28 protein-coding genes are annotated in these 25,619 nt (G+C 63.6%); 12 read left to right on the top strand and 16 right to left on the bottom strand.

What is annotated here, in order from left to right; genetic code table 11:
- Positions 1-121: 121 nt before the first annotated feature.
- On the top strand, positions 122-916 hold the full coding sequence (locus tag NKI01_RS21710; protein WP_156948065.1) for a DUF6647 family protein: 795 nt from the start codon (positions 122-124) through the stop codon (positions 914-916).
- A 109-nt stretch (positions 917-1,025) separates the two neighbouring features.
- On the opposite strand, the gene NKI01_RS21705 is transcribed toward NKI01_RS21710, so the two are convergent.
- The 3 genes from NKI01_RS21705 to NKI01_RS21695 are packed head-to-tail and all read right to left on the bottom strand — an operon-like array spanning position 1,026 to position 3,294.
- A complete protein-coding gene (locus NKI01_RS21705) occupies positions 1,026-1,838 on the bottom strand; it encodes a C40 family peptidase (RefSeq protein ID WP_023718869.1) in 813 nt (270 codons plus the stop codon).
- A 41-nt stretch (positions 1,839-1,879) separates the two neighbouring features.
- Positions 1,880-2,824, bottom strand: a complete 945-nt coding sequence (locus tag NKI01_RS21700; RefSeq protein WP_023718868.1) for a CHAD domain-containing protein — start codon at positions 2,822-2,824, stop codon at positions 1,880-1,882.
- Positions 2,821-3,294, bottom strand: a complete 474-nt coding sequence (locus tag NKI01_RS21695; RefSeq protein WP_023718867.1) for a CYTH domain-containing protein — start codon at positions 3,292-3,294, stop codon at positions 2,821-2,823. Before NKI01_RS21695 ends, NKI01_RS21700 begins: the two co-directional genes overlap by 4 nt.
- 88 nt (positions 3,295-3,382) lie before the next feature.
- Here NKI01_RS21695 and NKI01_RS21690 point away from each other — a divergent pair, with 88 nt between their 5' ends.
- Genes NKI01_RS21690 through NKI01_RS21675 form a run of 4 tightly spaced genes read left to right on the top strand, consistent with a single transcriptional unit; the run spans position 3,383 to position 7,111 of the window.
- Positions 3,383-4,099 (top strand): CerR family C-terminal domain-containing protein, encoded by a 717-nt coding sequence (locus NKI01_RS21690; RefSeq protein ID WP_502899452.1) that lies wholly within the window; start codon positions 3,383-3,385, stop codon positions 4,097-4,099.
- A complete protein-coding gene (locus tag NKI01_RS21685) occupies positions 4,096-5,049 on the top strand; it encodes an HlyD family secretion protein (RefSeq protein WP_023718865.1) in 954 nt (317 codons plus the stop codon). Before NKI01_RS21690 ends, NKI01_RS21685 begins: the two co-directional genes overlap by 4 nt.
- Entirely contained in the window at positions 5,046-5,966 is a 921-nt protein-coding gene (locus tag NKI01_RS21680; protein ID WP_352592329.1) for an ABC transporter ATP-binding protein, read from the top strand. The genes NKI01_RS21685 and NKI01_RS21680 overlap by 4 nt, the downstream gene beginning before the upstream one ends.
- Positions 5,967-5,974: 8 nt before the next feature.
- Entirely contained in the window at positions 5,975-7,111 is a 1,137-nt protein-coding gene (locus tag NKI01_RS21675) for an ABC transporter permease (RefSeq protein WP_023718863.1), read from the top strand.
- A gap of 36 nt (positions 7,112-7,147) precedes the next feature.
- Here NKI01_RS21675 and NKI01_RS21670 read toward each other — a convergent pair whose 3' ends face one another.
- The 3 genes from NKI01_RS21670 to NKI01_RS21660 form a co-directional block, all read right to left on the bottom strand.
- Complete coding sequence (locus NKI01_RS21670) at positions 7,148-7,801, bottom strand: glutathione S-transferase family protein (protein WP_352964559.1); 654 nt, start codon at positions 7,799-7,801, stop codon at positions 7,148-7,150.
- Positions 7,802-7,893: 92 nt separating this feature from the next.
- Positions 7,894-8,871, bottom strand: a complete 978-nt coding sequence (locus NKI01_RS21665; protein ID WP_352964557.1) for a threonine/serine dehydratase family protein — start codon at positions 8,869-8,871, stop codon at positions 7,894-7,896.
- Between the two features lie 202 nt (positions 8,872-9,073).
- The gene (locus tag NKI01_RS21660; protein ID WP_023718860.1) at positions 9,074-9,391 is read right to left on the bottom strand and encodes a hypothetical protein; all 318 of its coding nucleotides are present in this window, start codon (positions 9,389-9,391) and stop codon (positions 9,074-9,076) included.
- 181 nt (positions 9,392-9,572) lie between these two features.
- Between NKI01_RS21660 and mbfA the strand changes: the two genes are divergently transcribed.
- The gene (gene mbfA, locus NKI01_RS21655) at positions 9,573-10,556 is read left to right on the top strand and encodes an iron exporter MbfA (RefSeq protein WP_023718859.1); all 984 of its coding nucleotides are present in this window, start codon (positions 9,573-9,575) and stop codon (positions 10,554-10,556) included.
- 6 nt (positions 10,557-10,562) lie between these two features.
- On the opposite strand, the gene NKI01_RS21650 is transcribed toward mbfA, so the two are convergent.
- The 3 genes from NKI01_RS21650 to NKI01_RS21640 all read right to left on the bottom strand — a co-directional run bounded on the left by NKI01_RS21650 (position 10,563) and on the right by NKI01_RS21640 (position 11,547).
- A complete protein-coding gene (locus tag NKI01_RS21650; protein ID WP_023718858.1) occupies positions 10,563-10,907 on the bottom strand; it encodes an antibiotic biosynthesis monooxygenase family protein in 345 nt (114 codons plus the stop codon).
- Positions 10,904-11,236, bottom strand: a complete 333-nt coding sequence (locus NKI01_RS21645; RefSeq protein WP_023718857.1) for an NIPSNAP family protein — start codon at positions 11,234-11,236, stop codon at positions 10,904-10,906. The genes NKI01_RS21650 and NKI01_RS21645 overlap by 4 nt, the downstream gene beginning before the upstream one ends.
- Before the next feature lie 95 nt (positions 11,237-11,331).
- On the bottom strand, positions 11,332-11,547 hold the full coding sequence (locus NKI01_RS21640) for a DUF1127 domain-containing protein (RefSeq protein ID WP_352481378.1): 216 nt from the start codon (positions 11,545-11,547) through the stop codon (positions 11,332-11,334).
- Positions 11,548-11,615: 68 nt separating this feature from the next.
- Here NKI01_RS21640 and NKI01_RS21635 point away from each other — a divergent pair, with 68 nt between their 5' ends.
- Positions 11,616-12,290: an ArsR/SmtB family transcription factor gene (locus NKI01_RS21635; protein ID WP_352964555.1), complete on the top strand. Its 675-nt coding sequence runs from the start codon at positions 11,616-11,618 to the stop codon at positions 12,288-12,290.
- A 224-nt stretch (positions 12,291-12,514) separates the two neighbouring features.
- Here the strand turns inward: NKI01_RS21635 and ligD are convergent, their stop codons facing one another.
- The 3 genes from ligD to NKI01_RS21620 all read right to left on the bottom strand — a co-directional run bounded on the left by ligD (position 12,515) and on the right by NKI01_RS21620 (position 16,509).
- On the bottom strand, positions 12,515-15,016 hold the full coding sequence (ligD, locus tag NKI01_RS21630) for a DNA ligase D (protein WP_023718854.1): 2,502 nt from the start codon (positions 15,014-15,016) through the stop codon (positions 12,515-12,517).
- Between the two features lie 9 nt (positions 15,017-15,025).
- Positions 15,026-15,877, bottom strand: a complete 852-nt coding sequence (gene ku, locus NKI01_RS21625; RefSeq protein WP_352964554.1) for a non-homologous end joining protein Ku — start codon at positions 15,875-15,877, stop codon at positions 15,026-15,028.
- 125 nt (positions 15,878-16,002) lie between these two features.
- Positions 16,003-16,509, bottom strand: coding sequence for a YciE/YciF ferroxidase family protein (locus NKI01_RS21620; protein WP_023718852.1), 507 nt, complete (start codon positions 16,507-16,509; stop codon positions 16,003-16,005).
- A 407-nt stretch (positions 16,510-16,916) separates the two neighbouring features.
- On the opposite strand from NKI01_RS21620, the gene NKI01_RS21615 reads away from it, so the two are divergent.
- The 3 genes from NKI01_RS21615 (at position 16,917) to NKI01_RS21605 (ending at position 19,480) form a co-directional block, all read left to right on the top strand.
- Entirely contained in the window at positions 16,917-17,063 is a 147-nt protein-coding gene (locus NKI01_RS21615; RefSeq protein ID WP_023718851.1) for a hypothetical protein, read from the top strand.
- A gap of 258 nt (positions 17,064-17,321) precedes the next feature.
- A complete protein-coding gene (locus NKI01_RS21610; protein ID WP_502895944.1) occupies positions 17,322-17,702 on the top strand; it encodes a thiol-disulfide oxidoreductase DCC family protein in 381 nt (126 codons plus the stop codon).
- 50 nt (positions 17,703-17,752) lie between these two features.
- Complete coding sequence (locus tag NKI01_RS21605) at positions 17,753-19,480, top strand: saccharopine dehydrogenase family protein (protein ID WP_352964553.1); 1,728 nt, start codon at positions 17,753-17,755, stop codon at positions 19,478-19,480.
- On the opposite strand, the gene NKI01_RS21600 is transcribed toward NKI01_RS21605, so the two are convergent.
- The 3 genes from NKI01_RS21600 to NKI01_RS21590 form a co-directional block, all read right to left on the bottom strand.
- On the bottom strand, positions 19,393-19,776 hold the full coding sequence (locus NKI01_RS21600) for a DUF1850 domain-containing protein (protein ID WP_352964552.1): 384 nt from the start codon (positions 19,774-19,776) through the stop codon (positions 19,393-19,395). The genes NKI01_RS21605 and NKI01_RS21600 overlap by 88 nt on opposite strands.
- The gene (locus NKI01_RS21595; RefSeq protein ID WP_023718848.1) at positions 19,773-21,869 is read right to left on the bottom strand and encodes a TRAP transporter permease; all 2,097 of its coding nucleotides are present in this window, start codon (positions 21,867-21,869) and stop codon (positions 19,773-19,775) included. The genes NKI01_RS21600 and NKI01_RS21595 overlap by 4 nt, the downstream gene beginning before the upstream one ends.
- A gap of 179 nt (positions 21,870-22,048) precedes the next feature.
- Positions 22,049-23,008, bottom strand: a complete 960-nt coding sequence (locus NKI01_RS21590; RefSeq protein WP_352481372.1) for a TAXI family TRAP transporter solute-binding subunit — start codon at positions 23,006-23,008, stop codon at positions 22,049-22,051.
- Positions 23,009-23,267: 259 nt separating this feature from the next.
- On the opposite strand from NKI01_RS21590, the gene NKI01_RS21585 reads away from it, so the two are divergent.
- Positions 23,268-23,621: a YciI family protein gene (locus NKI01_RS21585; protein ID WP_023718846.1), complete on the top strand. Its 354-nt coding sequence runs from the start codon at positions 23,268-23,270 to the stop codon at positions 23,619-23,621.
- Positions 23,621-24,877 (top strand): RNA polymerase sigma factor, encoded by a 1,257-nt coding sequence (locus tag NKI01_RS21580; RefSeq protein ID WP_352964550.1) that lies wholly within the window; start codon positions 23,621-23,623, stop codon positions 24,875-24,877. The genes NKI01_RS21585 and NKI01_RS21580 overlap by 1 nt, the downstream gene beginning before the upstream one ends.
- A 15-nt stretch (positions 24,878-24,892) precedes the next feature.
- Here NKI01_RS21580 and NKI01_RS21575 read toward each other — a convergent pair whose 3' ends face one another.
- Positions 24,893-25,516 (bottom strand): glutathione S-transferase family protein, encoded by a 624-nt coding sequence (locus tag NKI01_RS21575; protein WP_023718845.1) that lies wholly within the window; start codon positions 25,514-25,516, stop codon positions 24,893-24,895.
- Positions 25,517-25,619 lie beyond the last annotated feature (103 nt).

Here is a 25,619-nt window from a genome sequence, read left to right as displayed (position 1 = left end):
ATGCATCGCTTCGCAGGTTACGGGAGCACGTCGCGAAGCCGTCGCATTCGTTGACCGCAATGCAAACCTGAACGCTCTTTCGTGGCGTTGTTTCTTCATCACGGCGGTGTCTCCCAAATTGATGGCGCTGCCGATCAAGGAGGTCGTGACCATGAGCGCGCTCTTAAGGGCATGCTTGCCTTGCGTCCTAAGCGTGATCCTGGCGGCGACACTTGCCGCGTCCGCGGACGAGCCGGAGCTTAGAGGACCCAATGCCGATCCAGGCTCAGGATTGCCGCCGTTGGTCCTGCCTTATATCGAATTGCTCAGCGCACCCGGTGTAGTAGCATCAGCGACGCTTGCCGCGCCCGCGGGCGACTCGGAGCTTATGGGACCCGATCCCGCCCGGCCCGGCATCCAATTGCCCGGCGCACCTGGTGCTCTTGCTCCCATGAAGATGTCTGACCGCTCGCAGCCGGCCGCGCTAATGGCAATAGCGGTATGGCTTTCGTCTGAACTCGGCCTTCCGTCGATCGAAGAGCCCCCGGCGGTAAGCTTCGTACCTGCGCGCAGGATGGCAGGTTTGCGGTTTCGCGACGTGGCGGCGGATCGCTGGAACAGCAGCCCCAATTTTGCCAGTCCGGACAATGTTGGCAAGCAGCCCACTGTTATTGCTATCTACGATGACGAAGCACGGACTATCTTCTTGCCGGAGGGCTGGACAGGCGGCACCCCGGCGGAGCTGTCGGTACTTGTGCATGAGTTGGTCCATCACGTCCAAACCGTGGCCGGGCTGAAGTTTGCATGCGCGGAAGAACGCGAGAAGGCGGCCTTTGAGGCGCAAGAGCGGTGGCTTGCCTTGTTCGGCAGCGACCTTCTGAAGGAATTTGAGCTCGATCCTTTCACGCTGTTGGTTCGCACGAACTGCCTGTATTGATGCTGAAGCCGCTTCGGGGGCAGCCAGTCTGACTGAGCTTCTTACCCCAGAGTATCGGCCGCAAAACCGGTTCTCGGAGGCCCCATGCTCAAACCACAAGATCGAGCGGCTATCCGGCGGTCTTCGTCTCCGGAGCGGCCGCGACCGCCTTGTCATCCCAGACCATCTGCCGGTAGTCGAAGCCGTATTCCAGCGTCGGCTTGACGATGCGGAAATAGGGCGACAGGTCGAAGTCGCGCGGCGTGTAGAGCGAGTGATGGCGGATGTGCAGGATTTCCTTGCGCGAATAGCTCGACTGGGCCGAGGCACGGCCGGGCGCGCGGGTAATCTCGGGTAGGATCGGGTAGCGGATCTGGCCGTAAGCCTCGGCGATCAGCGACGAGCAGATGGCGCGCGTCGGGTCGCCGGAACCGAAAGCCAGCATGCGGCGGCGCCAGCGCACCGGCACCGGCGGCGTCGGCAAGAAGTAGCGCAGCATGTCGAATATGTTCTTGAGATCGTATCTGAGACCCAGCCTGCCGATCATGAAGGCGACGACCGCTTCGCGATCGTCGGGAGCCAGGCCGCTCGCCCGGCAGATGCGGGTGTTGTAGCTGCGGTAGCGCGACAGCGGCACGGCGATGCAGCCATCGCCGAGCGTGACCTCGATCAGGCGCCGCCGTTCCGACCCGTCCTCGGGCTCCGGCAATGCATCGCCGACATAAAAGGCGGCATGCGACCAGGTCGACTGGGTGAGGTATTTGATCGCCGCCGAGATCTTCTGGTTGCCTTCGATGAGCAGGATGTCGCCGGGCTCGAGCGTGCGGCGTAGCGTTTCGGCGTCCGACGGCGTGTAAGGCTCGTAGCCGGACGATTCCTCCTGCAGCCGGCCGGCAAGCCAGCGGCCAAGTCGGTCCAGAAGCGTGTCGCCGGGCTCGGTCATGCCAGACGGCGATTACCACAGGGCGACAAATTAGACCATGATCAGCCCACGCCAGGCGCGCCGGCGTCTTCGTGCGGTACCGCTATGAGATCCTCGCGCACCTTACGGGCGAGCTTCCTCGTCGAGCGCTTCGGACTGTCGCCGAAAAGCTCGGCCGCCTCGGCGAGGCAGGTTTTTTTCAGGCCCTTTTCCGAGCGCTTCAGCAGCTTGCCAAGCAACCGCGTCTCCTCAGCGGGGCCAAGCGGCTGGTCCTCGGCATCGAGAAGCGCGCGCATGACGAGCACATCGTGCAGTTCGCCGAGCCGCTCGCCCAGTTCGTCGACGGCCTTGCGCCGCGTCTTGATCGGCGTCGGCCACAGCCTGCCGAGCAGCGACAGATGCATGCCATGCGTCTTGGCCGCCTTGCGCAGATCGTGAAAATCATCGGCCGCGCCGCGCGAAGCGGCCTTGTCCAGCGCTTTCCTGGCGCGGCGCAAAGTGATGCGCGCGCCTTCGGCGAGCACGTCGGCAGCCTGCTCCGGCTGGTCGGGCAAAGCGAGCTTGTCGATGCGGACGACACCTTCCTCGCAAGCGGCAACCGCCGCGCCTATCGCAGCGTCGAGGCCCGCTCCGACATGCAGCTCATGCTGGCGCGCGACGAGCCTGTCGCGGACGGCACCGAGACCGCCGCCGGCACTTTGCTCGGGAAAGCTTGCCGCCAGCCGGTCGATTGTTTCGACCAGCGCAGTCGCCTCACGCGGACCGGCAAGCAGGGCCGCCACCTGGCGGTAGCACTGATTCTCGGTCACGCAGAATGTTTCGTCCCCGGAACGAACTAGGCGCAGTAAAGCGCGGACGTTTTTCAACCGCTTGCGGCACTTGTGCAGCGCCTGTTCGGGCCTGTCATGCGCCGCGTCCAGATGAACGAGCGCCCTGCCGATCTCCTCGGCGAGGATGCGCCTGACCTCGCCGGTCAGCGACATGCGCGGATCGATACGAAAGCTCATGCGACGATCTCCGGAATCCCCCCAAGGGCGAGCGACGCGTTGTAAAATCTCGGCTCGCCGGTGACTTCGCGGCCGAGCCAATCTGGCAGCATTTCGTCCGGTACATCCTCCTGCGTCTCGAGCTCGGCGATCACCAACCCCGCAAGCGTCCCGCCGAAGACATCGACTTCGTAGAGATAGCCGCGGTGTCTAACATGGTGGCGTGTCTTCTCGATGACACGTCCGATGGCAAAGGCCTGCATCTCTTGCGCCTCCGCCAAAGGCACCGGATATTCGAATTCATCGCGCTCGCGGGCCTGGCTGCCGAACTTGAGCGTCAGCTTGGCAGCGGCATCATTGCTGATGCGCACACGCACCGTGCGGGTAGGCTCGGCGACAAGATAGAATTGACGGATATGAATGTCCGCCTTGACCATTCCCCGCCATTCCTCACCTGAGACCAGGAATTTACGCTCGATTTCCTTGCCCATGGCGAGGCACTAAAGCGCGCACGGCCAGAGTTGGCAAGCCGCTTGACCGTAGTTGACTTTAATCATTCGATTGATTAAAGTATAGACCATGATCAAATCGTCCAGTGCCAGCGGCCTTCCTCATGAAGCGCCCAAGACTGCCGCGGATATGACGCGGACGGCCCTCGTGCGCGCGGCGCTGAAGCTGTTCGGACGCCAGGGTTTCGACGGCACGTCGACGCGCCAGATCGCGGCTGAGGCCAAGGCCAATATCGGCTCGATCGCCTATCATTTCGGCGGCAAGGAAGGGCTCCGCAACGCGGCGGCCGACTACATCGTAGACACCATCCAGACCATTGCGGGCCAGGCGATCGGCAATCTGCAAGCGCCGCCCGCGGCATTGGCGGACACCGAGGCCGCGCGGGCACATTTAGCCGTCGCACTGGAGCGGATGGTCGCCTTCATCGCGGCAAGGCCGGAAGCCGGCGAGATTGTACAGTTCGTCCTGCGTGAGCTGTCGCATCCAACCGCCGCGCTCGACCGTATCTATGACGGCGTGTTCGAACCGGCGCATCACCGGCTCTGCCTGATCTGGGAACAGTCGACGGGCGAGCCGGCCGAGAGCGAGCGCACTAAACTCACCGTATTCACGCTGATTGGCCAGGTCGTCTATTTCCGCATCGGCCGCGAGGCGGTTATGCGCCGGATGGGCTGGCGCGAGATCGGCGATGACGAGGCCGGCAAGATCGCGGCAACAGTAACCGACAATCTCAGCGCGATTTTAGCTCGGCGCGATTTGGCTGTCCGGAAGGATCGTGGATCATGAGCCTGCTCTGTTCTTTGCCGCTTGCCGCCCAGCTTTTCAGCGCCTGCGCGCCGGCAGCACCGCTCGCCGTCGGCTACGTCGAGGGCGATTATGTGCTGCTGGCGCCGATCGAGGTGGCCCAGGTCGAGACGATTGCGGTCAAGCGCGGCGACCGCGTAGCGCCCGGCACGCCGGTGGTGACGCTGGAAAACGCCGACGCCAAGATCGCCATCGCGCAGGCCGAGGCGGCCCTCGCGCAGGCCCAGGCGCAACTTGCCGACCTGCAGGTCGGCAAGCGGCCGGAAGAGATTGCAGTGCTCAGGGCGCAGGTCGACATGGCCAAAGCGCAGGCCGCCGACGCCAAACGCAGATACAGCCGCGCCAGCGATCTGTTCAAACGCGGCACCGGCACGCAGGCCGATTATGATACGGCTTCCGCGGCGCTGGAGACGGCCAACGCGCAGGTCGGCCAGGCGGAAGCCAATCTCGCTGTCGGCGGCCTGCCGGCACGGCCGGAGACGATCAAGGCCGCCGACAATCAGGTCAGGCAGGCGCAATCGGCGCTGGAGCAAGCGCAATGGCGACTGTCGAAGCGTGTGCTCACGGCGCCCTCGCCCGGCAGGGTCAACGATGTCATCCGCTATCCCGGCGATACAGCCGGGCCGACCGCGCCGGTCATCTCCATACTGCCGGACGGCGCAGTGAAGCTCAGCGTCTATGTGCCGGAAAGCGCGTTCTCCTCGGTCGAGGTCGGCACGCTGCTCAACGTCCATTGCGATGGTTGCGGATCGGGCGTGAAGGCACGCGTCAGCTATGTGTCGCCGGATCCGGAATTCACGCCGCCGGTGATCTACTCGCTCGAGACCCGGCAAAAGCTGGTCTATCTGGTCGAAGCGCGGCCGGAAGGCGACGCCAGCGCATTGCAGCCCGGGCAGATCGTCGACGTCGATCTGGCGGACATCGGAAAATGAACGTCATCGACGTGCACGGCCTGGTCAAACGCTTCGGCGACAAGACTGTCGTCGACCATGTGACGATGACCGTGGCCGAGGGCGAGATCGTCGGCTTCCTCGGGCCGAACGGCTCGGGCAAAACGACGACCATCCGCATCATGTGCGGCTTGCTGACGCCCGATGAGGGTGAAGGCACGGTTCTGGGCTTCAACATCCGCACCGACAGCCTGCGGATCAAGCGCGAAGTCGGCTACATGACGCAGAGATTCTCGTTCTACGAAGACCTCACCATCGGCGAGAATCTCGAATTCGTGGCACGGCTCTACCGGCTGAAGCCGCTCGACGAACATGTGGCCAAGACGCTTGAGGAGCTCGGCCTGACATCACGCAGAAACCAACTGGCCGGCACCTTGTCCGGCGGCTGGAAGCAGCGGCTGGCGCTGGCCGCCTGCATCATGCACAAGCCGAAACTGCTGCTGCTCGACGAACCGACGGCTGGCGTCGACCCGAAGGCGCGGCGCGAATTCTGGGACGAGATCCACCGGCTGGCGAGCGGCGGGCTGACCGTGCTGGTCTCCACCCATTACATGGACGAGGCCGAGCGCTGCCACCGCATCAGCTACATCTCCTATGGCAAGATGCTGGCCACCGGCACGGTTGAGGACGTGGTGAGGAATGCCGGGCTGACCACCTTCGTCCTGCAAGGGCCGCGGCTCGATCAGGTCGCTGCCGCACTTCATGGCCGCCCAGGCGTCGACCAGGTGGCGCCGTTCGGCGCGGCGCTGCATGTAGTCGGCTCCGACAGGACGGCGCTTCAGGCAGCGCTCGCCGACGTCGAGAAAGACCACAAGGGCGTCAGGGTCTCGCCCGGCGAGACCAGCCTGGAGGATGTGTTCATCCAGTTCATGTCCGGTTCGAAGGACAATATGGGATGAAGAACGGGATAAACAGCGTCTTTTCCTTCGCCAGGCTCGGTGCGCTGCTGATCAAGGAGTTCATCCAGATGCGGCGCGACCGCATCACCTTCGCCATGATGCTGGGCGTGCCGCTGATGCAGCTGGTGCTGTTCGGCTATGCCATCAACAACGATCCGAAGAGCCTGCCGGCAGCGCTGGTGGCGATGAGCAGCGATCCTTACACGCGAGCCATGGTTTCGGCGCTGCAGACCACCGGCTATTACCGCTTCGACCATGTCGCGCAAAGTGCCGCCGAAGCCGAATTCCTGATGGCGCGCGGCGACGTTGCCTTCGTCGTCACCATTCCCGCCGATTTCGCCCGACGGGTCGAGCGTGGCGACAGCCCGCAGATCCTGATCGAGGCGGATGCGACCGACCCGGCCGTCGCCAGCGGCGCCATCTCGACGCTCGGCACCGTTGCCAACCAGGCGCTGCTCAGGGCGCGCGGCATGCAGGAGACAGCGGCCGAAGCTGCCCGGGGCCAGCTCCAGGTCGTAGTGCACCGGCGCTACAATCCGGAAGCCGTATCGCAATACAACATCGTGCCCGGCCTGCTCGGCGTCATCCTGCAGATGACGATGGTAATGATGACCTCGATCGCGCTGACGCGTGAGACCGAGCGCGGCACGATGGAGAACCTTCTGGCGATGCCGTCCAGCCCGCTCGAGATCATGCTGGGTAAGGTGCTGCCGTATCTGGCGGTCGGCGCCGTGCAGGTGCTGGTGGTGCTGGCGGCATCGAAGCTTCTGTTCGCCATCCCCTTCACCGGATCGATGTCGCTGCTGTTGACGGCCGTCCTGATCTTCGTGCTGGCGCTGGTGCTGCTCGGCTATACGATCTCGACGATTGCCCGCACGCAGATGCAGGCACTGCAGCTCACCTTCTTCTTCTTCCTGCCGTCGATCATGCTGTCCGGTTTCATGTTCCCCTATCGCGGCATGCCGGACTGGGCGCAGATTTTCGGCGAGGTGCTGCCGCTGACGCATTTCCTGCGCATCATCCGCGCGGTGATGCTGAAGGGCGCCGAGCTGCCGGCGGTGGCAACGGAGATCGGCTGGCTGGTGGTGTTCGTGGCGCTGTTCGCCGGCGTGGCGCTGGTGCGGTTCCGCCGGACGTTGGATTAGGGTCGAACTCGATCCGCTTGTGCAAATGACCGAGATTCACACCGGCTTGGCCTGACCCGGGACCGGCGCCAATTCAGGCGCATTGAGCCCTTCGAAGGGATCGCGCCAGGCGTCGATTTCTTCAAGCTGCCGATACCAGCGACCGACAGAAGGATAATCATCGAGCGGCAATCGGGCGACGTCGTTGAAGGGCAGAAACGTCGCCATTCGAAAGTCGGCATAGGAAACCGAACTTCCGACCAGCCAATCTCGCTCGGAAAGCTCGGCATCAAGTATTGCGGCGGCGGTGCTGAAGTCGCTCAGGCCCTCCTCAACCCGCGCCTGATCGATCGCGCCGAGCCCATAGCGCTGTTTGGTCCCGCGTTCGAAATGCACGACGTCGCAGGCTCTTGCGAAGTTCTCTTTGCCCCAACTCAGCCATCGGATCATCTCGGGCTCGTCGTCGCCGGTGCGCCAGAAATGCGAATGCGTGTCGCGTGAAAACCGGCAGGCTATGGCGTCGGCCTCCCAGAGGCTTTTTCCCAAGCCCACAAGGATAGGCAATGAAAGATTTGGATTGAGCGGCCGAAAGCGCTCGGCCTGCCCCGGAGCGAAGGGAGAGGCGAATTCGAACTCGACCTTGGCTTTGAGATACCGTGCCACCGCGACCGCGAGGCGAGGATTGGGATTGCGGCTGAAGAACAGTTTCATTGATCTCAGTCTTTGAAGGGTACCGGTTCGACCGGGCGCAACGGACGCTCAAGCACCTCGAATCGGCACATGACCTGGAACTGGTTGCTATCCTAGCCGGCAGCAATGATCTCGGCATAGGTGCTGAGATCGACATTGCCACCGGAGAGCACCACGGCAATGCATTTCCCGGCAAGGTCGATCTCGCCTGACGACAGCGCGGCCAAGCCGACGCAACCGCCAGGTTCGACGACCAGCTTCAGGCAAGCCATGGCATCGCGCATCGCCTGTGCCACCGCCTTGTCGGAAACGGTAATGGCGCCGGCGAGATTCTTGCGGTTGATCTCGAAAGTGATCGCGCCCGGCTCGGCGACGAGAAGGGCATCGCAGATCGAGGTGTGGCCGGGCGCGTTCGACACCCTGGCGCCTTTGATCAGCGAGCGGCGTGTGTCATCGAAATGCTCGGGTTCCACGGCCCAGACGGCGGTGCCAGGTGAGGCGTCCTTGACCGCTATCGAAATGCCGCTGCTCAACCCGCCGCCGCCGCAGGGAACGACTACCGCATCCAGGCTGACGCCAAGCGCTTGTGCTTGGCGCATCAATTCGAGGCCGATCGTGCCCTGGCCGGCGATGATGGCCGGATCGTCGTAGGGCGGCACCAGGACCATGCCCCTTTCCACGTAAGAACGGACGACGGCAGTGCGATCGTCGCGGACCCGGTCGAAGGTGATCACTTCTGCGCCCATCTTCCTGACATTGCCGACTTTCATCGCCGGCGCATCGGTGGGCATGGCTATGACGGCCTTGACGCCGAACATCGCCGCTGCGGCGGCAACGCCTTGCGCGTGATTACCCGACGAGAAGGCGATGAGGCCGCCAGCGCGTTCTTCCGCCGAGAGCGAGGAGAGCTTGTTGTATGCACCGCGGAACTTGAAGGAGCCGGTGCGCTGCAACGTCTCGGGCTTGAACAGGATCCTGGCGCCGAAGCGCTTGTTCAGCTCCGGCGATTCGATCAGCGGCGTTTCGACGATCAGGCCGGACAATCGCGCTGCTGCGCTGCGGATATCGGCGATGCCGGGAGGGGTGGTCATGGCGAGGTCCTGCAAGAAATGAGACCGCCTATGGTGCACGGAAAGGGAGGCCGCGCACCAATGAAAAAATGTGACGGTTACAATTCGTCTTGCAGGCAGGAGAGGAGCGTGCCTGCCACCTGCCGCCTCCTCGTCTCTCCGCCATGCGGTCGTCGCTTCAATCGACAAATCGTTGCCGATTGACCGGCTTGGCCGCCGCTCCTCACCCCAACAGCGTCTTTTGCCGTTTGGGACCGCCCATCTTACGCCAGGTGTTGAAGCGGTGGGTGGCGGCGGCGAAGGAGATCTTCATCTGCTGGGCGACCGAATAGCGCGATTTGCCCTCGTCGAACAGGCGATAGCAGCACTCGACACCCTCCTCAGTCAACTTGCCATCGGGAGCCTTGTTGTGCGGATTGGCGGGATCGAATTTTTCGACCTGCTGCTCGACCAGGCCTTTCAGGCGCTGCAGATCCGCCTCGATGTTGGCGATCAGGTCGAGGACTGGTTTGGGATCAAACGGCTGCTGTTTTTCCGGCATCTGCGGGTTCCTTTCTCTTGGTTCAGGTTCGGTTATATAAGTGAACGTTCACCGATAGCAAACGACGACCTGCTCGGGGTTTCGAAATCTGTAGCTTTTGAGCATGAGTGGAGCACGCACGATTGACCGGCGACGTGCAAGGTCATAGTTTAGAACTATTCTAAACTAGGGTGAATTTCTCATGCTTTCCCGCGTTTTCGGCCTCGGCCGCCGTTCCTTTGAATCGCTCTCGGAACAGGAGATCCTGGCGCTCGCCATCTCCTCCGAGGAGGATGACGGGCGCATCTATCGCGCCTATGCCGACGGGCTGGCGGAAAGCTTTCCGCAATCGGCCAAAGTGTTCGAAGAGATGGCGGAGGAAGAGGACGGCCATCGCGATTCACTGATCGAGCTTTACCGCAAGCGTTTCGGCGAGCGGATACCGCTGATCCGGCGCGAACATGTGAAGGGTTATTACGAGCGCAAACCGGACTGGCTGGTGAGGCCGCTCGGCGTCGATCATGTGCGCAGCCAAGCCGAGGCCATGGAGCGGCAGGCCTACCTGTTCTATGTCGAGGCGGCCAAGCGCACAGGCGATGCGTCGACGCGAAAGCTGCTCGACGATCTGGCGATCGCAGAACAGGGCCACGAGACACTGGCGCAGCGGCTCGAACAAAAGCATGTGCCGGGCGCGGTCAAGGACGAAGAGGCGGCGGCCGAGCAGCGCCAGTTCATCCTGACCTACGTACAACCGGGGCTGGCGGGGCTGATGGATGGGTCGGTGTCAACACTGGCGCCGATCTTTGCCGCCGCCTTTGCCACGCACGACACGTTCCAGACCTTTCTGGTCGGGCTTGCTGCCTCGATCGGCGCCGGCATCTCGATGGGTTTCACCGAAGTGGCCTCCGACGACGGTAAGTTGTCGGGCCGCGGCTCGCCGGCAAAACGCGGTCTGACCGTCGGCGTCATGACAACGCTGGGCGGGCTCGGCCATGCGCTGCCCTATCTCATCCCGCTTTTCTGGACGGCGACCATTGTCGCCGCCGTGGTGGTTTTCTTCGAGCTGTGGGCGATCGCCTTCGTGCAGAACCGCTATATGCAGACGCCATTCTGGCGCGCCGCCTTCCAGGTGGTGCTGGGTGGCGCGCTGGTGTTTGCGGCAGGGGTGCTGATCGGGAATGCATAGCAGCCCCTATCCGTTCACCACCCGGCTGTCTGCTGGCGCCTCGGCGCGTTCGGTCAAGCCGTAGTCGCGCACGACGTGGGCGATGCGCAAACGATAGTCGGCAAAGATACCGCCGCGCCCGGCTTTCTGGGCCTGCCGATGTTCCTGCGTGTTGCGCCAGGCCTTCACCGCTTCCTCGTCGCGCCAGAAGGACAGCGACAGGATGCGGTTCGGATCGGCAAGGCTCTGGAAGCGCTCGATCGACAGGAAACCGTCGATGCCGTCGAGCAGCGGCCGCAGGTCGGCGGCGATGCCGAGGTAGGCTTCGCGCTTGCCCGCCGCCGGCTCGACCTCGAAGATGACGGCGATCATGGCTTCACCAAAGGACCATGCGGCGCGGAGGCCAGCTTGAGGAAGATGCGATCCTCCTTCAGGATGAATTTTTCCCGCCGGGCGAACTCGTAATTCGCCTTGCCGGCGGGATCGGCGGCGAGCCGGGCGCGGTAGACTTCGTAGGCCGCAAGACTGTCGATGTTGTAGGCGGCATAAGCCGTGGTGGCCGAGCCTTCGTGCGGCGCGAAATAGCCGATCAGATCGGCGCCGCAGCGCGGGATCGCCTGCCCCCAATTGCGGGCATATTCCTCGAACGCCGCCTTGCCGAACGGATCGATCTCGTAGCGGATGAAGCAGGTAATGGTCATTTTCGCCTCCTTGGCGGGTGGATGTTTCTTGCGACCACAGTTCGAGCCGGGTCGAAACGTTCCGAAGATCGATATGCTAGGCAATCCCTCGCTGATCATGCCTGCCAGAAGGATTTCGCGTATTCGCGACGGACGTCTTCGGGTGTCAGGCCAAGGTCACGCAGCAGATGATCGTCGATTTCGGCGAGATCGAGGCGCTGCGAATGACGGTCGTACCACCGCTTCAGGAGCCACAGCCGCAAGCGGCGCAAGACAATTAACGGGAACGGCCGGCGAGCAGGCGCGGCGCTGAGAATGGTCCTTGCAGGCATCGTCGTCTCCTTGATTTGCATCGAGATTAATGCTTGTCTGACGAGGATGCTTCGATGAGGAACGAACTATGCGCGAAGGCCCTGACATAGCCCGCATTGCCAGCCTGGTCGGCGATCCGGCGCGGGCAAACATGCTGTCCGCACTGATGGGGGGCACAGCACTGACGGCGAGCGAACTGGCACTCGAAGCCGGCGTGTCGCTTCCGACAGCGAGCTCCCATCTATCGAAGCTGATGGAAGGCGGGCTGCTGACGCTGGCGAGCCAGGGACGGCACCGCTATTACGGCCTCGCCGGCCCGCAGGTGGCAGGAATGATCGAAGCCATCACCGGCGTCGCTGCTGCTGTCGGGCCGCAGAGGGTGCGACCCGGCCCTCGCGACGCGGCCATGCGCGTGGCGCGGGTCTGCTACGACCACCTCGCCGGCGAGCAAGCGGTGGCGATGCTGGACCGTCTTGTCGCTCGACAAGTGCTCCTGCGCGACGACAAGGAGATCCAGCTTGGGCCGTCGGCCGCCTCGCATTTCGCCGCGATCGGCATCGACATCCATACCAAAGCGCGGCGACCGGTGTGCTGGGCGTGCCTCGACTGGAGCGTGCGGCGTTCGCACCTTGCCGGCACGCTGGGCGCCGCCATTCTCGACAAGATCCTCGCCGAGAAATGGGCGCGGCGCGAGAAGGACAGCCGTGCCGTGATCTTTTCACCGGCAGGCAAGCAGGCCTTCGAGAAAACGTTTCTCGCCTGACAGATCGCTTCGACGCGCTAGTACGCATTCGTCGTTTCACGGAAACGCCGAACCGCTCTGTCTTTTTGTTTTGACGCAATTCCGGACGGAAAACCTTTTCATACTTTTCCTGGAATTGCTTTAAAGCGCGTCGCGTTCGACCGGCCTCATGCGATGCGCTTTAGGTCCTTGTTTTGATGCATGTCGTTATCGCAAAACCGCTGCACACTTTTGCGCGACATGCACTAGTCGCGCTTGAGCAGCTTGGCCTGCTTGAAAAAATCCGCCCAGGGGTCGGCTTGCCCGAGCCGCTTCAGCGTCGTCTTGTCGCCGATCGGAAAGGCGTTGGGCGGCAATCCGGCCTCGATCTCCGCCCAGGTCACCGGCATCGATACCGTGGCGCCCTTTTTGGCGCGCGACGAATAGGGGGCGACGGTGGTGGCGCCGCGGCCGTTGCGCAGATAATCGACGAAAATCCTGCCCGTGCGTGCCTTCTTCGACAGCGTCGCCGTGTAGCGGTCGGGTGCGGCCTGTTCGAGCGCTCGGGCGAACTCATGGGCGAAGCCCTTGACCTCGTCCCAATCCGCCGACGGCTTCAGCGGCACGACGACGTGGTAGCCCTTGCCGCCCGAGGTCTTGACGAAATTCGGCAGGGACAGTTCGTCGAGCCGGCCGCGGATGTCGAGTGCCGCCGCGCGCACCGCCTTCACGTCGACGCCCTCGTCGGGATCGAGATCGAAGATGATCTGGTCGGGCTTTTCCAGCTCGTCGGTGGTCGAGCCCCAAATATGGATCTCGACGACGCCCAGTTGCACCAGTGCCACGAGACCGTCGAAATCGCGGATGAACAATATCTCCTCGCCGTCGGTCGGATCCTTCATCACGGCGATCTTGTCGTGCATGCCGGCCGAGGCATGCTTCTGGAAGAAGCGTTGGCCGCCGACACCGTCCGGCGCCCGCACGAGGCTGAGCGGCCGGTTGATGACGAACTGCTTCATGCGCGGCCAGACCAGCGCGTAGTGATCGACCAGATCCTGCTTCGATACGTTCTCCTCGGGCCACAGAAGCTTGTCAGGGCGGGACAGCGTAACCGAGGTTTTCGCCGCGCCTGCGGTTTTGGCGGGCTTTGGCTTCGGCTCTGCCGTGGCTGAGCGTGCTTTCGGTTTCTCCTGCACGACTTCCTCCGCCGGCTTGTCCTCGCGCAATCCCTGGAAGGACGCGTGGCGTATTATACGGTCCGACGTCCAACTGCGAAACTCCACTTCGCCGACAAGTTCGGGCTTGACCCAGACCAGCCCCTTGCCTCTTGGCACCGCGCTGTCGAAGGGCGAGGTTGTCGTCTTCAGCGCATCAAGCCTTTTCTTCAGCTCGTTGGTGCCTTTGGCCGTGAAGCCGGTGCCGACGCGGCCGGCATAGCGCAGCTTGCCGCCCTCGTGATAGCCGACCAGCAGCGAGCGCAGGCCACGCCCGGTCTTGTCCGACGGCGTGTAGCCGCCGATGACGAATTCCTGGCGCGCCGTGCATTTCGACTTCACCCACGAGGGAACACGGCCGCTGCGGTAGGGCGCATCGGCACGCTTGGAGACGACGCCTTCGAGGCCCAGGCGGCAAGCATGCTCCAGCATGATCTTGCCGGGCTCGGCAAAGTGGTCGCTGAAGCGCACGGCCTGCTCTTCGGTCTGTCCGGCGAGCAGGCTGCGCAGCCTTTCCTTGCGCTCGACCAGCGGCTCGGAACGGATGTCTTGACCATTGAGCTGCAACAGGTCGAAGACATAGTAGATGAAACGGTCCGTACGGCCCGCCGACAGATCTTGCTGAAGCAGCGAAAAGGACGACACGCCATTATCCGCCAGCACGACGATTTCGCCGTCGATGACGGCATCGGTACATTTCAGGCCGCCAAGTGCCGCGACAATTGAGCCACCGAATTTGTCGGTCCAGTCGAGGCCGGTGCGTGTCAAAAGCCGCACCTCGGTACCGGCAAGCTGCGCCTGCATGCGATAGCCGTCGAACTTCACCTCATGCAGCCAGTCCTTACCGGGCGGGGCGTCCCGCTCCAGCGTGGCGAGCGCCGGCTCGACGAATTCGAGCCGCCTTGCCGCGACAGCCTTCGCTTTGCCGGCGGCCGGCCTGTCGGACTGCCAGACGCTTGGCTTCTTGCCGTCGGCGGTCTTGCCTTCGCCGACGTCCTCGATGGTCAGGCCGGATTTCACCGATTGCGGCGCCTCCTGCAAAATGTCCTCACCGGGACGCGCGGCGGCATCGTCGGACTTGATCAGCAGCCAGTTGTCGCGTTTTTCGCCGGGCCGCGGCTTCAGCCGCACCAGATGCCAGGCGCCATGCAATTTGTGGCCATGCAGTTCGAAATTGATATGGCCTTTCTTCATCCCTTTGGCAGGGTCGCCTTCGGGGACCCACGTGCCTTCGTCCCAGACAATGACCGAGCCGCCGCCATATTGGCCCTTGGGGATTGTGCCTTCGAACGGCGCATAGTCGAACGGGTGGTCCTCGACATGCACGGCGAGCCGCTTCTCATGCGGGTCGAGGCTCGGGCCTCGCGTCACCGCCCAGCTCCACAGCACGCCGCCATGCTCAAGGCGAAGGTCGTAGTGAAGCCTGGTGGCGGCATGCTTGTGGACGACGAAGATGCCACCCGGCACGGCTTTCTTGCCGCGCGCGAGCTTACCGGCCGGTTCGGCGGTCTTCTTGAAATCGCGCTTGGCGTGATATTGCTCGAGGCCGGCCATGGTCTGATCCTAAGCCGATTTGCGCCGGGCGGCTTTGGACTTGGCGCCTTTTGCCGGGCGTCTGGCCTTTGCCGGCGGGCTGGCCTCCGACGAAAGGCTCTTCTTCAGTGCATCGAAGAGATTGACGACGTTGGAGGGTCGCGGTTCTGCCTTGGTCTTCGGTGCCTTCTTGCCGGCCTTCTTGGCGCGGACCAACTCGATCAGCGCGTTTTCGTATTTGTCCTCGAATTCGGAAGGATCGAACTTCGCCTGTTTCTCATCGACAATGTGTTCGGCCAGCCTGATCATCTCGGCGTCGGTCGTCACCGGCTTAATGTCGCCGAACACCATCTCCGGCCTGCGCACCGTATCGCCATAGCGCAGCGTCGTCAGCAGCAGGCCCTTGCCCAGCGGCTCGATGACCACCGGACGCTCGCGGCGGTAGAGCACGATGCGGGCAAGGCCCGCCGTCTTCTTGGCGGCCATGGCGTCGCGGATGACGGCAAAAGCCTCTTCCGAGACATCGTCCGCAGGCGTCACATAATAGGGCGTGTCGAGATAGATCTGCTGGATCGAAGATTTTTCGATGAACCCGTCGAGGCTCATCGTATGCGAGGATTCGATCTGGACGGCTTCGATCTCCTCCTCCTCGATTTGGACGAAGTCGCCGTCGCCGATCTCGTAGCCCTTGATCTCGTCGCCTTCATCGAGCGGCTTGCCGCTTGCCGAATCGACATAGACGCGCCTGACAGTGTTGCCAGTCTTGCGGTTGAGCACGCGGAACGAAACTTTTTCGGCCTGGGTGACGACATTGGTCACTTCGACCGCGCAGGTGACCAGCGAAAGCTTGAGATACCCTCTCCAGGCGGGGCGCGGCGCCATGACAAACTCCCTGCGCGACAACGTTCAACCGAGAACGGGCAAAGTCCGTTCCGGTTCCGGCGGCGCAAAAGGCAAGTCCGGGCTTTCGGCCCAGCCTTGCCTGAACTCCATTCTCGATCGCGGCCCTACTCGGCGGCTTGCAGGTTGATCTTGCTTTCCGCCATCTCGGTAAGCTTGCGGTCGGTTGCCTGTTCCTCCTTGAGGTTGTTGGCCAACACATTGGCGCAGTCGCTGCGGCCCAGTTGCTTGGCCCAGGCAATCAAGGTGCCGTAACGGGTCATCTCATAATGCTCGACCGCCTGGGCGGACGCGATCAGTGCAGCGTCGAGGACCTCCTTGTCGGCGATGTCGCCGCTGACCTCATCGGCCTCTTCGAGAATGCCATCGATGGCCGGGCAGTCGACTTCCTTGGCCTTCACGCCGTGCAGCTCGAACACCTGCTCGACACGCTGAATATGACCCTTGGTCTGGGCGAGATGCTTCTCAAAGCCGGCTTTCAACTGCGGATCACTCGCCTTGTCGATCATCTTCGGCAGCGATTTCTCGATCTGTTTCTCGGCGTAATAAATGTCGCGCAGCGTGTGCACGAAGAGATCGTCGAGTGTTTTGATGTCCTTCGAAAAGAAGCCCATGTCCTTTGCCTTTCCATTGCTCTTGCTGTTTCGGATTTTTGGCTGCGGCTCCAGCCGGAAGCTGCAGCCCGCGCAGCCGGTTCGTCCCGGCACTGGGAAATCAACGTGCGGCTGACGGGCGGGTTCCTGGTTTTTCGACCACGTGCACGGAAATTTCGCCGTGGCAGCAAAAGTGAAACAAACGCGCGCCTCGGCGACATTCAGGCGAAACATATGTGATGCAAAAGTCACACTGGGCGAAATGCCGACGGACAGCACGGAAACACCGCGAATCAGCCGCATTGCAGCCATGAACAAAGGCATTTTCGACCAGAGATTAACATCGCGTTCACCGACTATTCACGCCTGGACGCTATGATCCCCGCAATTCGGAAGGGACATCCGAAACGGGACAGGGACCGAGTAAAATGAGCTTCTGGAATCAAATCGCCGGCTATGCCGCCGCCATCCGCGAATTCGTCGCGCCGACCTATCGGCCCGAGCGCTATTACATGCGCGGCCCAGGCCCCGCCTGCGCACGCCGTGGCAACACGCTTGGGATCAGCGTGCACTGATGATGACCATGGAAAGCCGTCACGACAGCCGTATCTGCCGGCCCGACGCCGACAACCGGTCAACGACCTATCGCGCCGAGCGCCCTGCGCTGACCGACAGACGGCGGGCGACAACGCCAAGCCTCTAACATTCCGGGCTTTGATCCAGCCGCCGGCAGGCTTAGTGTCGCCTGACACCAGCTGCCGGGCGCCACGTGATCGTCAAGCCGAACCATTCTCCTGAGCGCGCCAGAATTCGAATCAAGTCGCTCGTTGATCGTGTTCGACGGCGTCTGCGTGTTGTGCTCGGGTTTTGTGCGGACGGTGGTAAAGCTCGACCGCAAGGGCCACTTCCATTTCGTAACGGCGCAATCGCCGCTCGGCGAGATGCTGTTCAAGAAATACGGGCTGCAGACGGATCGCTACGAGACCAATCTCGTCATCATCGATGGCGCGGCTTTCACACGCCTGGACAGTTTCGTTGCCGTCATGGCCGAACTCGCCTGGCCATGGCGAGCGGCGCGGATCCTGCTGTTGTTGCCGCGCCCGCTTCGCGACTGGCTCTACGATCGCATCGCAAAGAACCGCTACGCCCTGTTCGGCAAGAAGGACAATTGTGAAATCCCTTCCGCCGAGGTGAGGGCAAGATTGATCGGCTAGGCTCATCGCCGTGGCCGGGAGCGGCGCGGGGCATTTTGGGGGAACTGCGGATGAAGGTTCTTGTCGTCGGCGGTTATGGCACCTTTGGCGGTCGCACCGTCGAGCTTTTGGAGGGCGAGCCCCATCTGATCCTGTTCGTCGCCGGGCGCTCGCTCGCCAAGGCTGACGCGTATTGCAAGAAGCGCGCCCCGACGGCAGCGCAACTGCTGCCGGCACTGTTCGACCGTGACGGCGATCTCGCCGTGCAACTCGCTGCATTTGAGCCTGATATTGTGGTCGACGCGAGCGGTCCGTTCCAGGCCTATGGCGAGGGACGCTATGGCCTGATCGAGGCATGCATCGCCCGGCGCGTCAACTATCTCGATCTTGCCGACGGCTCGGATTTCGTCGCCGGTGTCTCTGCGTTCGACGAGGCGGCGCGAAACGCCGGCGTCTTCGTGCTATCCGGAGTCTCGAGCTTTCCGGTGCTGACGGCGGCGGTTGTGCGCCGCCTGTCTTCGGACCTGACGCGGGTCGACGGAATTCGCGGCGGCATCGCGCCGTCGCCCTTCGCCGGTGTCGGCGGAAACGTCATTCGCGCTATCGCCGGTTACACCGGTCAGCCGGTGCGCCTTGTTCGTAATGGCCGTCCCGAACAAGGCTGTCCGTTTACCGAGCAGCTGCGCTATACTATCGCGCCGCCGGGCCAGCTGCCGCTTCGAAACACGCTGTTCTCGCTGGTCGACGTTCCGGACCTGCGTGCTCTGGCCGAGCTTTGGCCGGAGGCGAGGACCATCTGGATGGGAGCCGGGCCGGTACCCGAGGTGCTGCACCGCGCCCTGATCGGCCTCGCCTGGCTGGTGCGCGCCGGGTTGATCGGTTCGCTTTCGCCGCTGGCGCCGCTGATGCATCAGGCGACGAACCGGCTGCGCTGGGGCGAGCATCGCGGCGGCATGTTCGTCGAGGTGGAGGGATCGGACCGCGCGGGCGCCACCGGCAAGCGCTCGTGGCATCTCTTGGCCGAGGGCAACGATGGGCCGCTGATCCCGTCGATGGCGGTTGAAGCGCTGGTCCGCAAAGTGCTGGCCGGACATCAGCCCGCGCCGGGCGCACGGGCGGCGGTGCGCGATTTAGAGCTCCGGGACTATGAGGCCCTGTTCGCCGGGCGGACGATCTACACCGGCTTCAGGAACGGGGCCGCGGACGAGGACAAGCCGCTCTATACCGAGCTGCTCGGTGCCGCCTGGCAAGGCCTTCCCGAGGCAATTCGGTCAATGCATGACCGTACGATCACGGCCGCAGGCCGCGCTAGCGTAGAACGCGGGCACAATGTTCTTGGCCGGCTAATGGCCTGGATGGTCGGCTTCCCCGGAGCAAGCGAGGACATCCCGGTTCATGTCCGCTTCGACACCGACAAGGACGGCGAGACCTGGACGCGGACATTCGGCAAGCACAGTTTTTCGAGCCTACAGTTCGCAGGCCGGGGTCGATCGCAGCGCCTGCTGTGCGAACGCTTCGGCCCGCTGACCTTCGCGATGGCACTGGTTGCCGAGGACGGCCGGCTGGCACTGGTCTTGCGCCGCTGGAGCTTTTTTGGCTTGCCGCTGCCGATCTGGCTCGGTCCACGCTCGACTTCCTACGAAACGGTGGAGGATGGCCGCTTCCGCTTCCATGTCGATATCTCGCATCCGCTTGCCGGCATGATCGCCCGCTACCGTGGCTGGCTAGAGCCTTCCGACCCGCACGGCTCCAGCGAGATCGTGTCGCCTGCCACCTTGCCAAATTCGCGGCAGTCCTGAGCCGTGCACAGCGTCCAGCCTTGACCCGTGGCGCCCGAGGCGGCGAGCACCAGGCGCCGCTGTGGCCCGACCCGGGGCGCATAGACCCACCAGCCGTCGCGCAGCGCCGAGCCTTGCGGCGGCTCCATGCCGGCGCCCGAGCCCTTGATTCGTGCCTCGACGAGTTGCAGGCCGGACGGCAGCACCTTCCAGTCTTCCTGCCACTGGGTCTTCTCCACAGAATGCCTCCAGGAGAGCGTGAAGGCGGCGACCGCGAGCGTCATCGTCTTGCCGGCCGCGACGATGCAGAGGCTCATGCCGAATTGGCCAGTGACGCCTGCCGCGCGCGCCAGCAGTGCCACCCGATCCAGGCAAGAGACAGCGCCCAGCCCGCCTCGTCGGTGAGCGGCAGCGCCGCAACCAGCAGCACGCCAGCGGCGAAGGCGACGAGGCGTTCCCACCAGGCCATGCGCCGGGCGAGAAAGCCGACGGCGGCGGCGCCCCACAGGACGATGCCCATGCAGGCTTTGATGACGATGTAGGCGACCTCGACGGGATAGCCGAACTGGGCGGCGATCGGGCCGGGGTCCTGCAGCATCAGCGCCGGGGTATAGACCGCCATGAACGGCACCACGAAGCCAGCAATGGCAAGCTTGGTGGCCTGGATGCCGATCTTGAGGCCGCTTTCCTTGGCCATGGGTGCGGCGGCGAAGGCGGCCAGCGCCACGGGCGGGGTGAGATCAGCCATGATGCCGAAATAGAAGACGAACATATGGCTGACCACCAGCGGCACGCCGAGCGACAGAAGCGCCGGCCCGGCTAGCGACGAGGTGATGATGTAATTGGGAATGGTCGGGATGCCCATGCCGAGCACCAGGCAGGTGAGCATGGTCAAAAGCAGCGACAGGAACAGATTGTTCTCGCCGATCGAGATGATCCAGCCGATGAAGGTCGAGGCGATGCCGGTGAGCGTCAGCGTGCCGATGACGATGCCGACGATGGCGCAGGCAATGCCGACCGGCAGCGCGTTCTTTGCTCCCTCGGCAAGGGAATCGACGCATATGCGCAGTGTCTCGCGCCCGCCCTTGAAGGTGAGGCAGGCGACGACCAGCACGGCGATGACCAGGCTGAGGATGTTGACGCCGAACTTCATGAAGGAAGCGGCGGCAAGCCCGAGCGCCAGCCAGAAGACGACGCGGAAGGCGAGCGGCCCGATCGATGCCGCCAGCGGCGTGCCGAGGATAAGCACAATGGTCAACGCCAGGCCCATGGTGCCGGCGAAGACCGGTGTGTAGCCGGCAAACAGCAGGTAGATCAGTGCTGCGAGCGGCAGTACCAGCGGCCAGTGTTGTCTCACCGCATCCCACGGATTGGGCAGGTCGGCCTTGGCCATGCCGTGCAGGCCGGCCTTGCCGGCCTCCAAATGCACCTGCCAGAAACAGGCGCCAAAATAGAGCAGCGCCGGAATGATCGCCGCCTTGACCACCGCGGCATAGGGAATGTTCAGCGTCTCGGCCATGATGAAGGCAACCGCACCCATCACCGGAGGCATGATCTGGCCGCCCATCGACGAGGTCGCCTCGACGGCTCCGGCGAAGGCCGAGCGGAAGCCGAAGCGCTTCATCAGCGGGATGGTGAACTGGCCGCTGGCCACCACGTTGGCGACGCCGGAGCCGGAAATGGTGCCCATCAGCGCCGAGGACAGCACGCAGACCTGCGCCGGGCCGCCGCGCCATGAGCCGACCAGGCCAAGTGCAAAATCGTTGAACAGCGCGATCATGCCGGCGCGTTCGAGAAAGGCGGCGAAGACGACGAAGATGAAGATGTAGGCGGCCGAGACATAGATCGGCGTGCCGTAGATGCCTTCGGTGCCATAGGCGAAGGTGTCGACGAGCTGGGCGAAATCATAGCCGCGATGGATGAAAGGCGGTGGCAGATGATTGCCGGCAAATGCGTAGGCGAGAAAGATGAACGCAATAACGGCAAGCGGCAGTCCCATCAACCGCCGCGCCGCCTCGAAGACCAGCACGACCAGCACCGCGCCGACGATCAGGTCAGGCGTGGTGAGGAAGCCAGAGCGGCGGATGAGGTCGGCATAGAATACCCAGTTGTACAGACCGGTGGCGAAGCCGAGCACGCCGAGAGTCCAGAAGACTGCTTTCGCCGGGACGCTTTTGGCACGCAGATTGGCGATCAGGGCAAAGCCGAGCAGCAGCAGGAAGCCGACATGCATGGCGCGCACGACCTGGCTCGGCAGGCTGCCGTAGGCGGCGATGTAGATCTGGAAGATGGAGAAGGCGACGGCGATAAAAAAAGCCGCCTTGCCGGCGATGCCTTCGCCGAAGCCCGGTGGCAGGCCTTCGACAGGGATTTCGGCTGTGGTGGAAAGAACGGTCGGGGTTTCGGTCATTGGCGGGGTTCCTGGGGGCGTCCCTCTCCCTTGAGGGGAGGGTGGACAGCCGCCGAAGGCGGATGGACGGGTGGGGTAACCTCAACTGCCTCGACCTTTGCCTGAACGGTGGAGCGCGTCGCCGAGGACCCCTCCCGGCCCTGCGGGCCACCCTCCCCTCAAGGGGGAGGGATGGCGCCTTACTTCACCAATCCCTTTTCCTTGTAATACCTCTCGGCGCCTGGATGCAGCGGCACCGGCATGCCGTCGAGCGCCTTGGCCGGGTCGATCGCCTTGGCGGCGGCATGGGCAGCGGTGAGCTGGTCGAGATGCTCGAACAGCAGCTTGGTCATCTGGTAGGCGGTCTCGTCGGAGACATCGGCGCTGGTGATCAGGAAATTACCGACGGCGGCGGTCGCGACATCATCGGTCTGGCCCTCATAGGTGCCTTTCGGGATGACCACGGAAAGATAGGGCGAGCCGATCTTGGCGACGTCCTCCGCCGGCACGGCAACGATGTTGACCGGGACCGAGGTGGCGAGGTCGCGGATCGAGGCAACGCCCAGGCCAGCCGATTGCAGCGTGGCGTCGAGCTGGCGGTTCTTGATCAGCTCCACCGATTCGGCGAAGGGCAGATATTCGATCCGCCCGAGGTCTTCGTATTTCAGCCCGGCAGCGGCGAAGATCGTGCGGGCGTTGAGCTCGGTGCCCGAGGCCGGCGCGCCGACCGACAGGCTCTTGCCCTTGAGGTCGGCGAGCGTCTTGATGCCGGACTCCTTGCTGGCGACGATCTGGATGTAGTTGGGATAGATGGCGGCAATGCCGCGCAGCTTGTCGAGCTTGCCTGGGAAGCCGGCTTCGGTATTGCCCTCGGCGGCCAGCTTGACGGAATCGCCAAGCGCGAAAGCGATCTCGCCCTTGCCCTGCTGCAAGAGATTGAGGTTTTCGACCGACGCTTTCGTCGCCTGCACCTGGGTGCGCGCGCCTTCTATGCCCTTGCCATAGATCTCCGATAGCGCGACGCCGAGCGGATAGTAGACGCCCGACGTGCCGCCGGTCAGCACGTTGATGAATTCCTGTGCCTTGACCGATACCGCGCCAAGGCCAAGCGACAGCGCCAGCGCGCCGGCTGCAACAAATTTCGTCCTGAAATTGAGCATGCGATTTCCTCCCTGAAAAACTCGCCGCCGTGCCCTCCTCTGCGGCACGAAGCGAAGCGAGTTTAGACAGCGGGCGGGAAATGCCAACCCGCAATAGCAGCGATTAGACGAACGGCTAAGCAATGCCGCAACAGGTTGGCGCTTGCGCGAGGTCGCGTCGCGGCAGAAAGATTTTTCCAGCACCTGTCGAAATCCGGCAGGGCCGCGCGACATAAGTCCGGCTCGCAACGATGCGGCCTTCGAGAAAGGGGAGAAGACCATGCGATATATGCTTTTGATCTACGGAAACGAAGCGGGGATGGCAGCGGCGCCGGCAGATGCGGTGACACAGATGTCGAGCGCGTACGTCGCCTACACCGAAGCGTTGAAGAAATCCGGCGCCTGGCTCGCCGGCGACCGGCTGAAGCCGACGCAATCCGCTACCTCGGTGCGGATGGCCAATGGCAAGACCAACGTGCTCGACGGCCCCTATGCCGACACCAAGGAGCAGCTTGCCGGTTTCTATATGATCGAAGCGGAGGACGTCGACGCGGCTATTGCCTGGGCGGCGCGCTGCCCGGGCGCCAGCACCGGCACGGTAGAGGTGCGGCCGATCTGGGAACTCACCATGTGATGCCTGAACTGCCCGACACCGCACGGGCGGCGGCGGAAGCGGCCACCCGGCAAAGCTACGGCAAGCTGGTCGCCTATCTCGCCGCACGCACGCGCGACGTGGCCGCTGCCGAGGACGCCTTGGCCGATGCCTTTGCAGCGGCGCTCGAGCGTTGGCCACAGGCGGGCGTGCCCAACAAGCCGGAAGCCTGGCTGCTGGCGGTGGCGCGCCGGCGCCGCGTCGACGCGCTCAGACGGCGGCTGACAAGCGAGGCGGGCCGCGACCACCTCAGGCTGATCGCGGAGGAGATGGAGGCACGCATGGCCGACGAAGACCTGCCGGACGAGCGGCTCAGGCTGATGTTTGCTTGCGCTCATCCGGCGATCGAGGCCGGTATCCGCGCGCCGATGATCCTGCAGACGGTTCTGGGCTTCGACGCAGCGACCATCGCCTCGGCCTTTCTTGTCTCGCCGGCCACGATGAGCCAGCGCCTGGTGCGCGCCAAGGCCCGCATCCGCGAGACCGGCATTCCGTTCCGCGTGCCGGAGCGGGCCGAACTCGGCGAGCGGCTGGGCACCGTTCTGGAAGCGATCTACGCGGCGTTTGCCGAAGGCTGGTCCGACCCCGCCGGCACCGAAGCGCAGCGGCGCAATCTCGCGACCGAAGGCATCTGGCTCGGCCGGCTGGTCGCCTCGCTGATGCCGGATGAGCCGGAAGCACTCGGCCTGCTGGCGCTGATGCTGTTCGCCGAAGCGCGGCGCGCAGCGCGGCGCAATGCGGCAGGCGACTATGTGCCGCTAGCGGAGCAGGATCTTGCACTGTGGGACGATACAATGATCGACGAAGCGGAGATGCTGCTCGGGCGCGCCGCTGCCAAGGGCGTGGTCGGCCGCTACCAGCTCGAGGCCGCCGTGCAGTCAGCCCATGCGACAAGGCGGCTGACCGGCGGCACCGACTGGGTCGCGATCAAGGAGCTCTACGACGCGCTGTCGGTGATTGCCGGCTCGCCGGTGGTGTCGATCAACCGTGCGGTGGCGATTGCCGAGGCCGAAGGTGCTTCGGCAGGATTGGGCGCCCTTGATCAACTCAGCGGCGACAAGCGGCTGTATGACTATCAACCTTACTGGGCCGCCCGAGCGGGCCTGCTGGCAAGACTCGGCAGAGTTCCGCAAGCGAGCGAGGCCTATGACCGGGCTATCGGCCTCGAACGCGATCCGGCCGTGCGCCGGTTCCTGCAGGAACGACGGGCAGGTCTCGACCGCGCGGAAAGACACTGAGACAAGGCGGAGTGCTTAGGCCGGCCACATGTCGTGGGAAGCATTTAGCCTCTTTATCACCCGATGTTCCCGCAAATTGGCCCACAGGCGTTCGATGTTCGGCCAAGCGGTTGGAATCTTCGCGACCTCGGGATGCCAAGCCACCAACATGACGAGATAGATGTCGGCCAGCGAGAGCCGGTCGCCGACCAGCCAGTCGCGGCCTTCGAGGGCGGCATCGAGAATGGCGAAGCCGCGATCCATTTCCGAGACCGCCGCCTGTTTGACGGCTTCCACGCCGCCGGGATCTGTCGTGTAGCGATGAGCGTAGAAGAACCGCAGGTCAGCCGAATAGATGACGGAGGACATGAAAAACATCCAGCGCAGGAAGTCGGCACGGTCAGGTGTGTTCGCTGCCGGCGCTAGAGCTGCTTCCGGATAGCGTTCGGCGAGCAGGATGCAGATTGCCGCCGACTCGGTCATCGAATGCCCGTCCGGCAAGACCAGGACCGGGACCTGGTTCAAGGGATTGATGTCGAGGAAGGCCTGGTTGGGTCGGCCTTTTGGAACATCGATCTGGTCGAAAGGCACTCCCGCTAAAGCAAGCGCCGCCTCGACGACAAAGCCGCCGGTATTGGCACGCGTATAGAGCTTGTACATGAAGTCCTCCACCTGCCGGTGCAGCGACGATTTGATATGGAAGTGACTCGCCGCTCAAGCGAACGACGCCCGCCACAGGTGGTTTTTCAGCAGTCCACGCCGA

The organism is Mesorhizobium sp. M0815 (genome assembly GCF_040319995.1).
GTDB lineage: Bacteria > Pseudomonadota > Alphaproteobacteria > Rhizobiales > Rhizobiaceae > Mesorhizobium.
This window is presented reverse-complemented; position numbering and strand designations above follow the sequence as displayed.

Excerpts from the sequence above, each read along its gene's own strand:
- NKI01_RS21710 (WP_156948065.1), top strand. The coding sequence starts at position 122 with ATGGCGCTGCCGATCAAGGAGGTCGTGACCATGAGCGCGCTCTTAAGG.
- NKI01_RS21705 (WP_023718869.1), bottom strand. The coding sequence starts at position 1,838 with ATGACCGAGCCCGGCGACACGCTTCTGGACCGACTTGGCCGCTGGCTT.
- NKI01_RS21700 (WP_023718868.1), bottom strand. The coding sequence starts at position 2,824 with ATGAGCTTTCGTATCGATCCGCGCATGTCGCTGACCGGCGAGGTCAGG.
- NKI01_RS21695 (WP_023718867.1), bottom strand. The coding sequence starts at position 3,294 with ATGGGCAAGGAAATCGAGCGTAAATTCCTGGTCTCAGGTGAGGAATGG.
- NKI01_RS21690 (WP_502899452.1), top strand. The coding sequence starts at position 3,383 with ATGATCAAATCGTCCAGTGCCAGCGGCCTTCCTCATGAAGCGCCCAAG.
- NKI01_RS21685 (WP_023718865.1), top strand. The coding sequence starts at position 4,096 with ATGAGCCTGCTCTGTTCTTTGCCGCTTGCCGCCCAGCTTTTCAGCGCC.
- NKI01_RS21680 (WP_352592329.1), top strand. The coding sequence starts at position 5,046 with ATGAACGTCATCGACGTGCACGGCCTGGTCAAACGCTTCGGCGACAAG.
- NKI01_RS21670 (WP_352964559.1), bottom strand. The coding sequence starts at position 7,801 with ATGAAACTGTTCTTCAGCCGCAATCCCAATCCTCGCCTCGCGGTCGCG.
- NKI01_RS21665 (WP_352964557.1), bottom strand. The coding sequence starts at position 8,871 with ATGACCACCCCTCCCGGCATCGCCGATATCCGCAGCGCAGCAGCGCGA.
- NKI01_RS21660 (WP_023718860.1), bottom strand. The coding sequence starts at position 9,391 with ATGCCGGAAAAACAGCAGCCGTTTGATCCCAAACCAGTCCTCGACCTG.
- mbfA (WP_023718859.1), top strand. The coding sequence starts at position 9,573 with ATGCTTTCCCGCGTTTTCGGCCTCGGCCGCCGTTCCTTTGAATCGCTC.
- NKI01_RS21650 (WP_023718858.1), bottom strand. The coding sequence starts at position 10,907 with ATGATCGCCGTCATCTTCGAGGTCGAGCCGGCGGCGGGCAAGCGCGAA.
- NKI01_RS21645 (WP_023718857.1), bottom strand. The coding sequence starts at position 11,236 with ATGACCATTACCTGCTTCATCCGCTACGAGATCGATCCGTTCGGCAAG.
- NKI01_RS21640 (WP_352481378.1), bottom strand. The coding sequence starts at position 11,547 with ATGCCTGCAAGGACCATTCTCAGCGCCGCGCCTGCTCGCCGGCCGTTC.
- NKI01_RS21635 (WP_352964555.1), top strand. The coding sequence starts at position 11,616 with ATGCGCGAAGGCCCTGACATAGCCCGCATTGCCAGCCTGGTCGGCGAT.
- ligD (WP_023718854.1), bottom strand. The coding sequence starts at position 15,016 with ATGGCCGGCCTCGAGCAATATCACGCCAAGCGCGATTTCAAGAAGACC.
- ku (WP_352964554.1), bottom strand. The coding sequence starts at position 15,877 with ATGGCGCCGCGCCCCGCCTGGAGAGGGTATCTCAAGCTTTCGCTGGTC.
- NKI01_RS21620 (WP_023718852.1), bottom strand. The coding sequence starts at position 16,509 with ATGGGCTTCTTTTCGAAGGACATCAAAACACTCGACGATCTCTTCGTG.
- NKI01_RS21615 (WP_023718851.1), top strand. The coding sequence starts at position 16,917 with ATGAGCTTCTGGAATCAAATCGCCGGCTATGCCGCCGCCATCCGCGAA.
- NKI01_RS21605 (WP_352964553.1), top strand. The coding sequence starts at position 17,753 with ATGAAGGTTCTTGTCGTCGGCGGTTATGGCACCTTTGGCGGTCGCACC.
- NKI01_RS21600 (WP_352964552.1), bottom strand. The coding sequence starts at position 19,776 with ATGAGCCTCTGCATCGTCGCGGCCGGCAAGACGATGACGCTCGCGGTC.
- NKI01_RS21595 (WP_023718848.1), bottom strand. The coding sequence starts at position 21,869 with ATGACCGAAACCCCGACCGTTCTTTCCACCACAGCCGAAATCCCTGTC.
- NKI01_RS21590 (WP_352481372.1), bottom strand. The coding sequence starts at position 23,008 with ATGCTCAATTTCAGGACGAAATTTGTTGCAGCCGGCGCGCTGGCGCTG.
- NKI01_RS21585 (WP_023718846.1), top strand. The coding sequence starts at position 23,268 with ATGCGATATATGCTTTTGATCTACGGAAACGAAGCGGGGATGGCAGCG.
- NKI01_RS21580 (WP_352964550.1), top strand. The coding sequence starts at position 23,621 with ATGCCTGAACTGCCCGACACCGCACGGGCGGCGGCGGAAGCGGCCACC.
- NKI01_RS21575 (WP_023718845.1), bottom strand. The coding sequence starts at position 25,516 with ATGTACAAGCTCTATACGCGTGCCAATACCGGCGGCTTTGTCGTCGAG.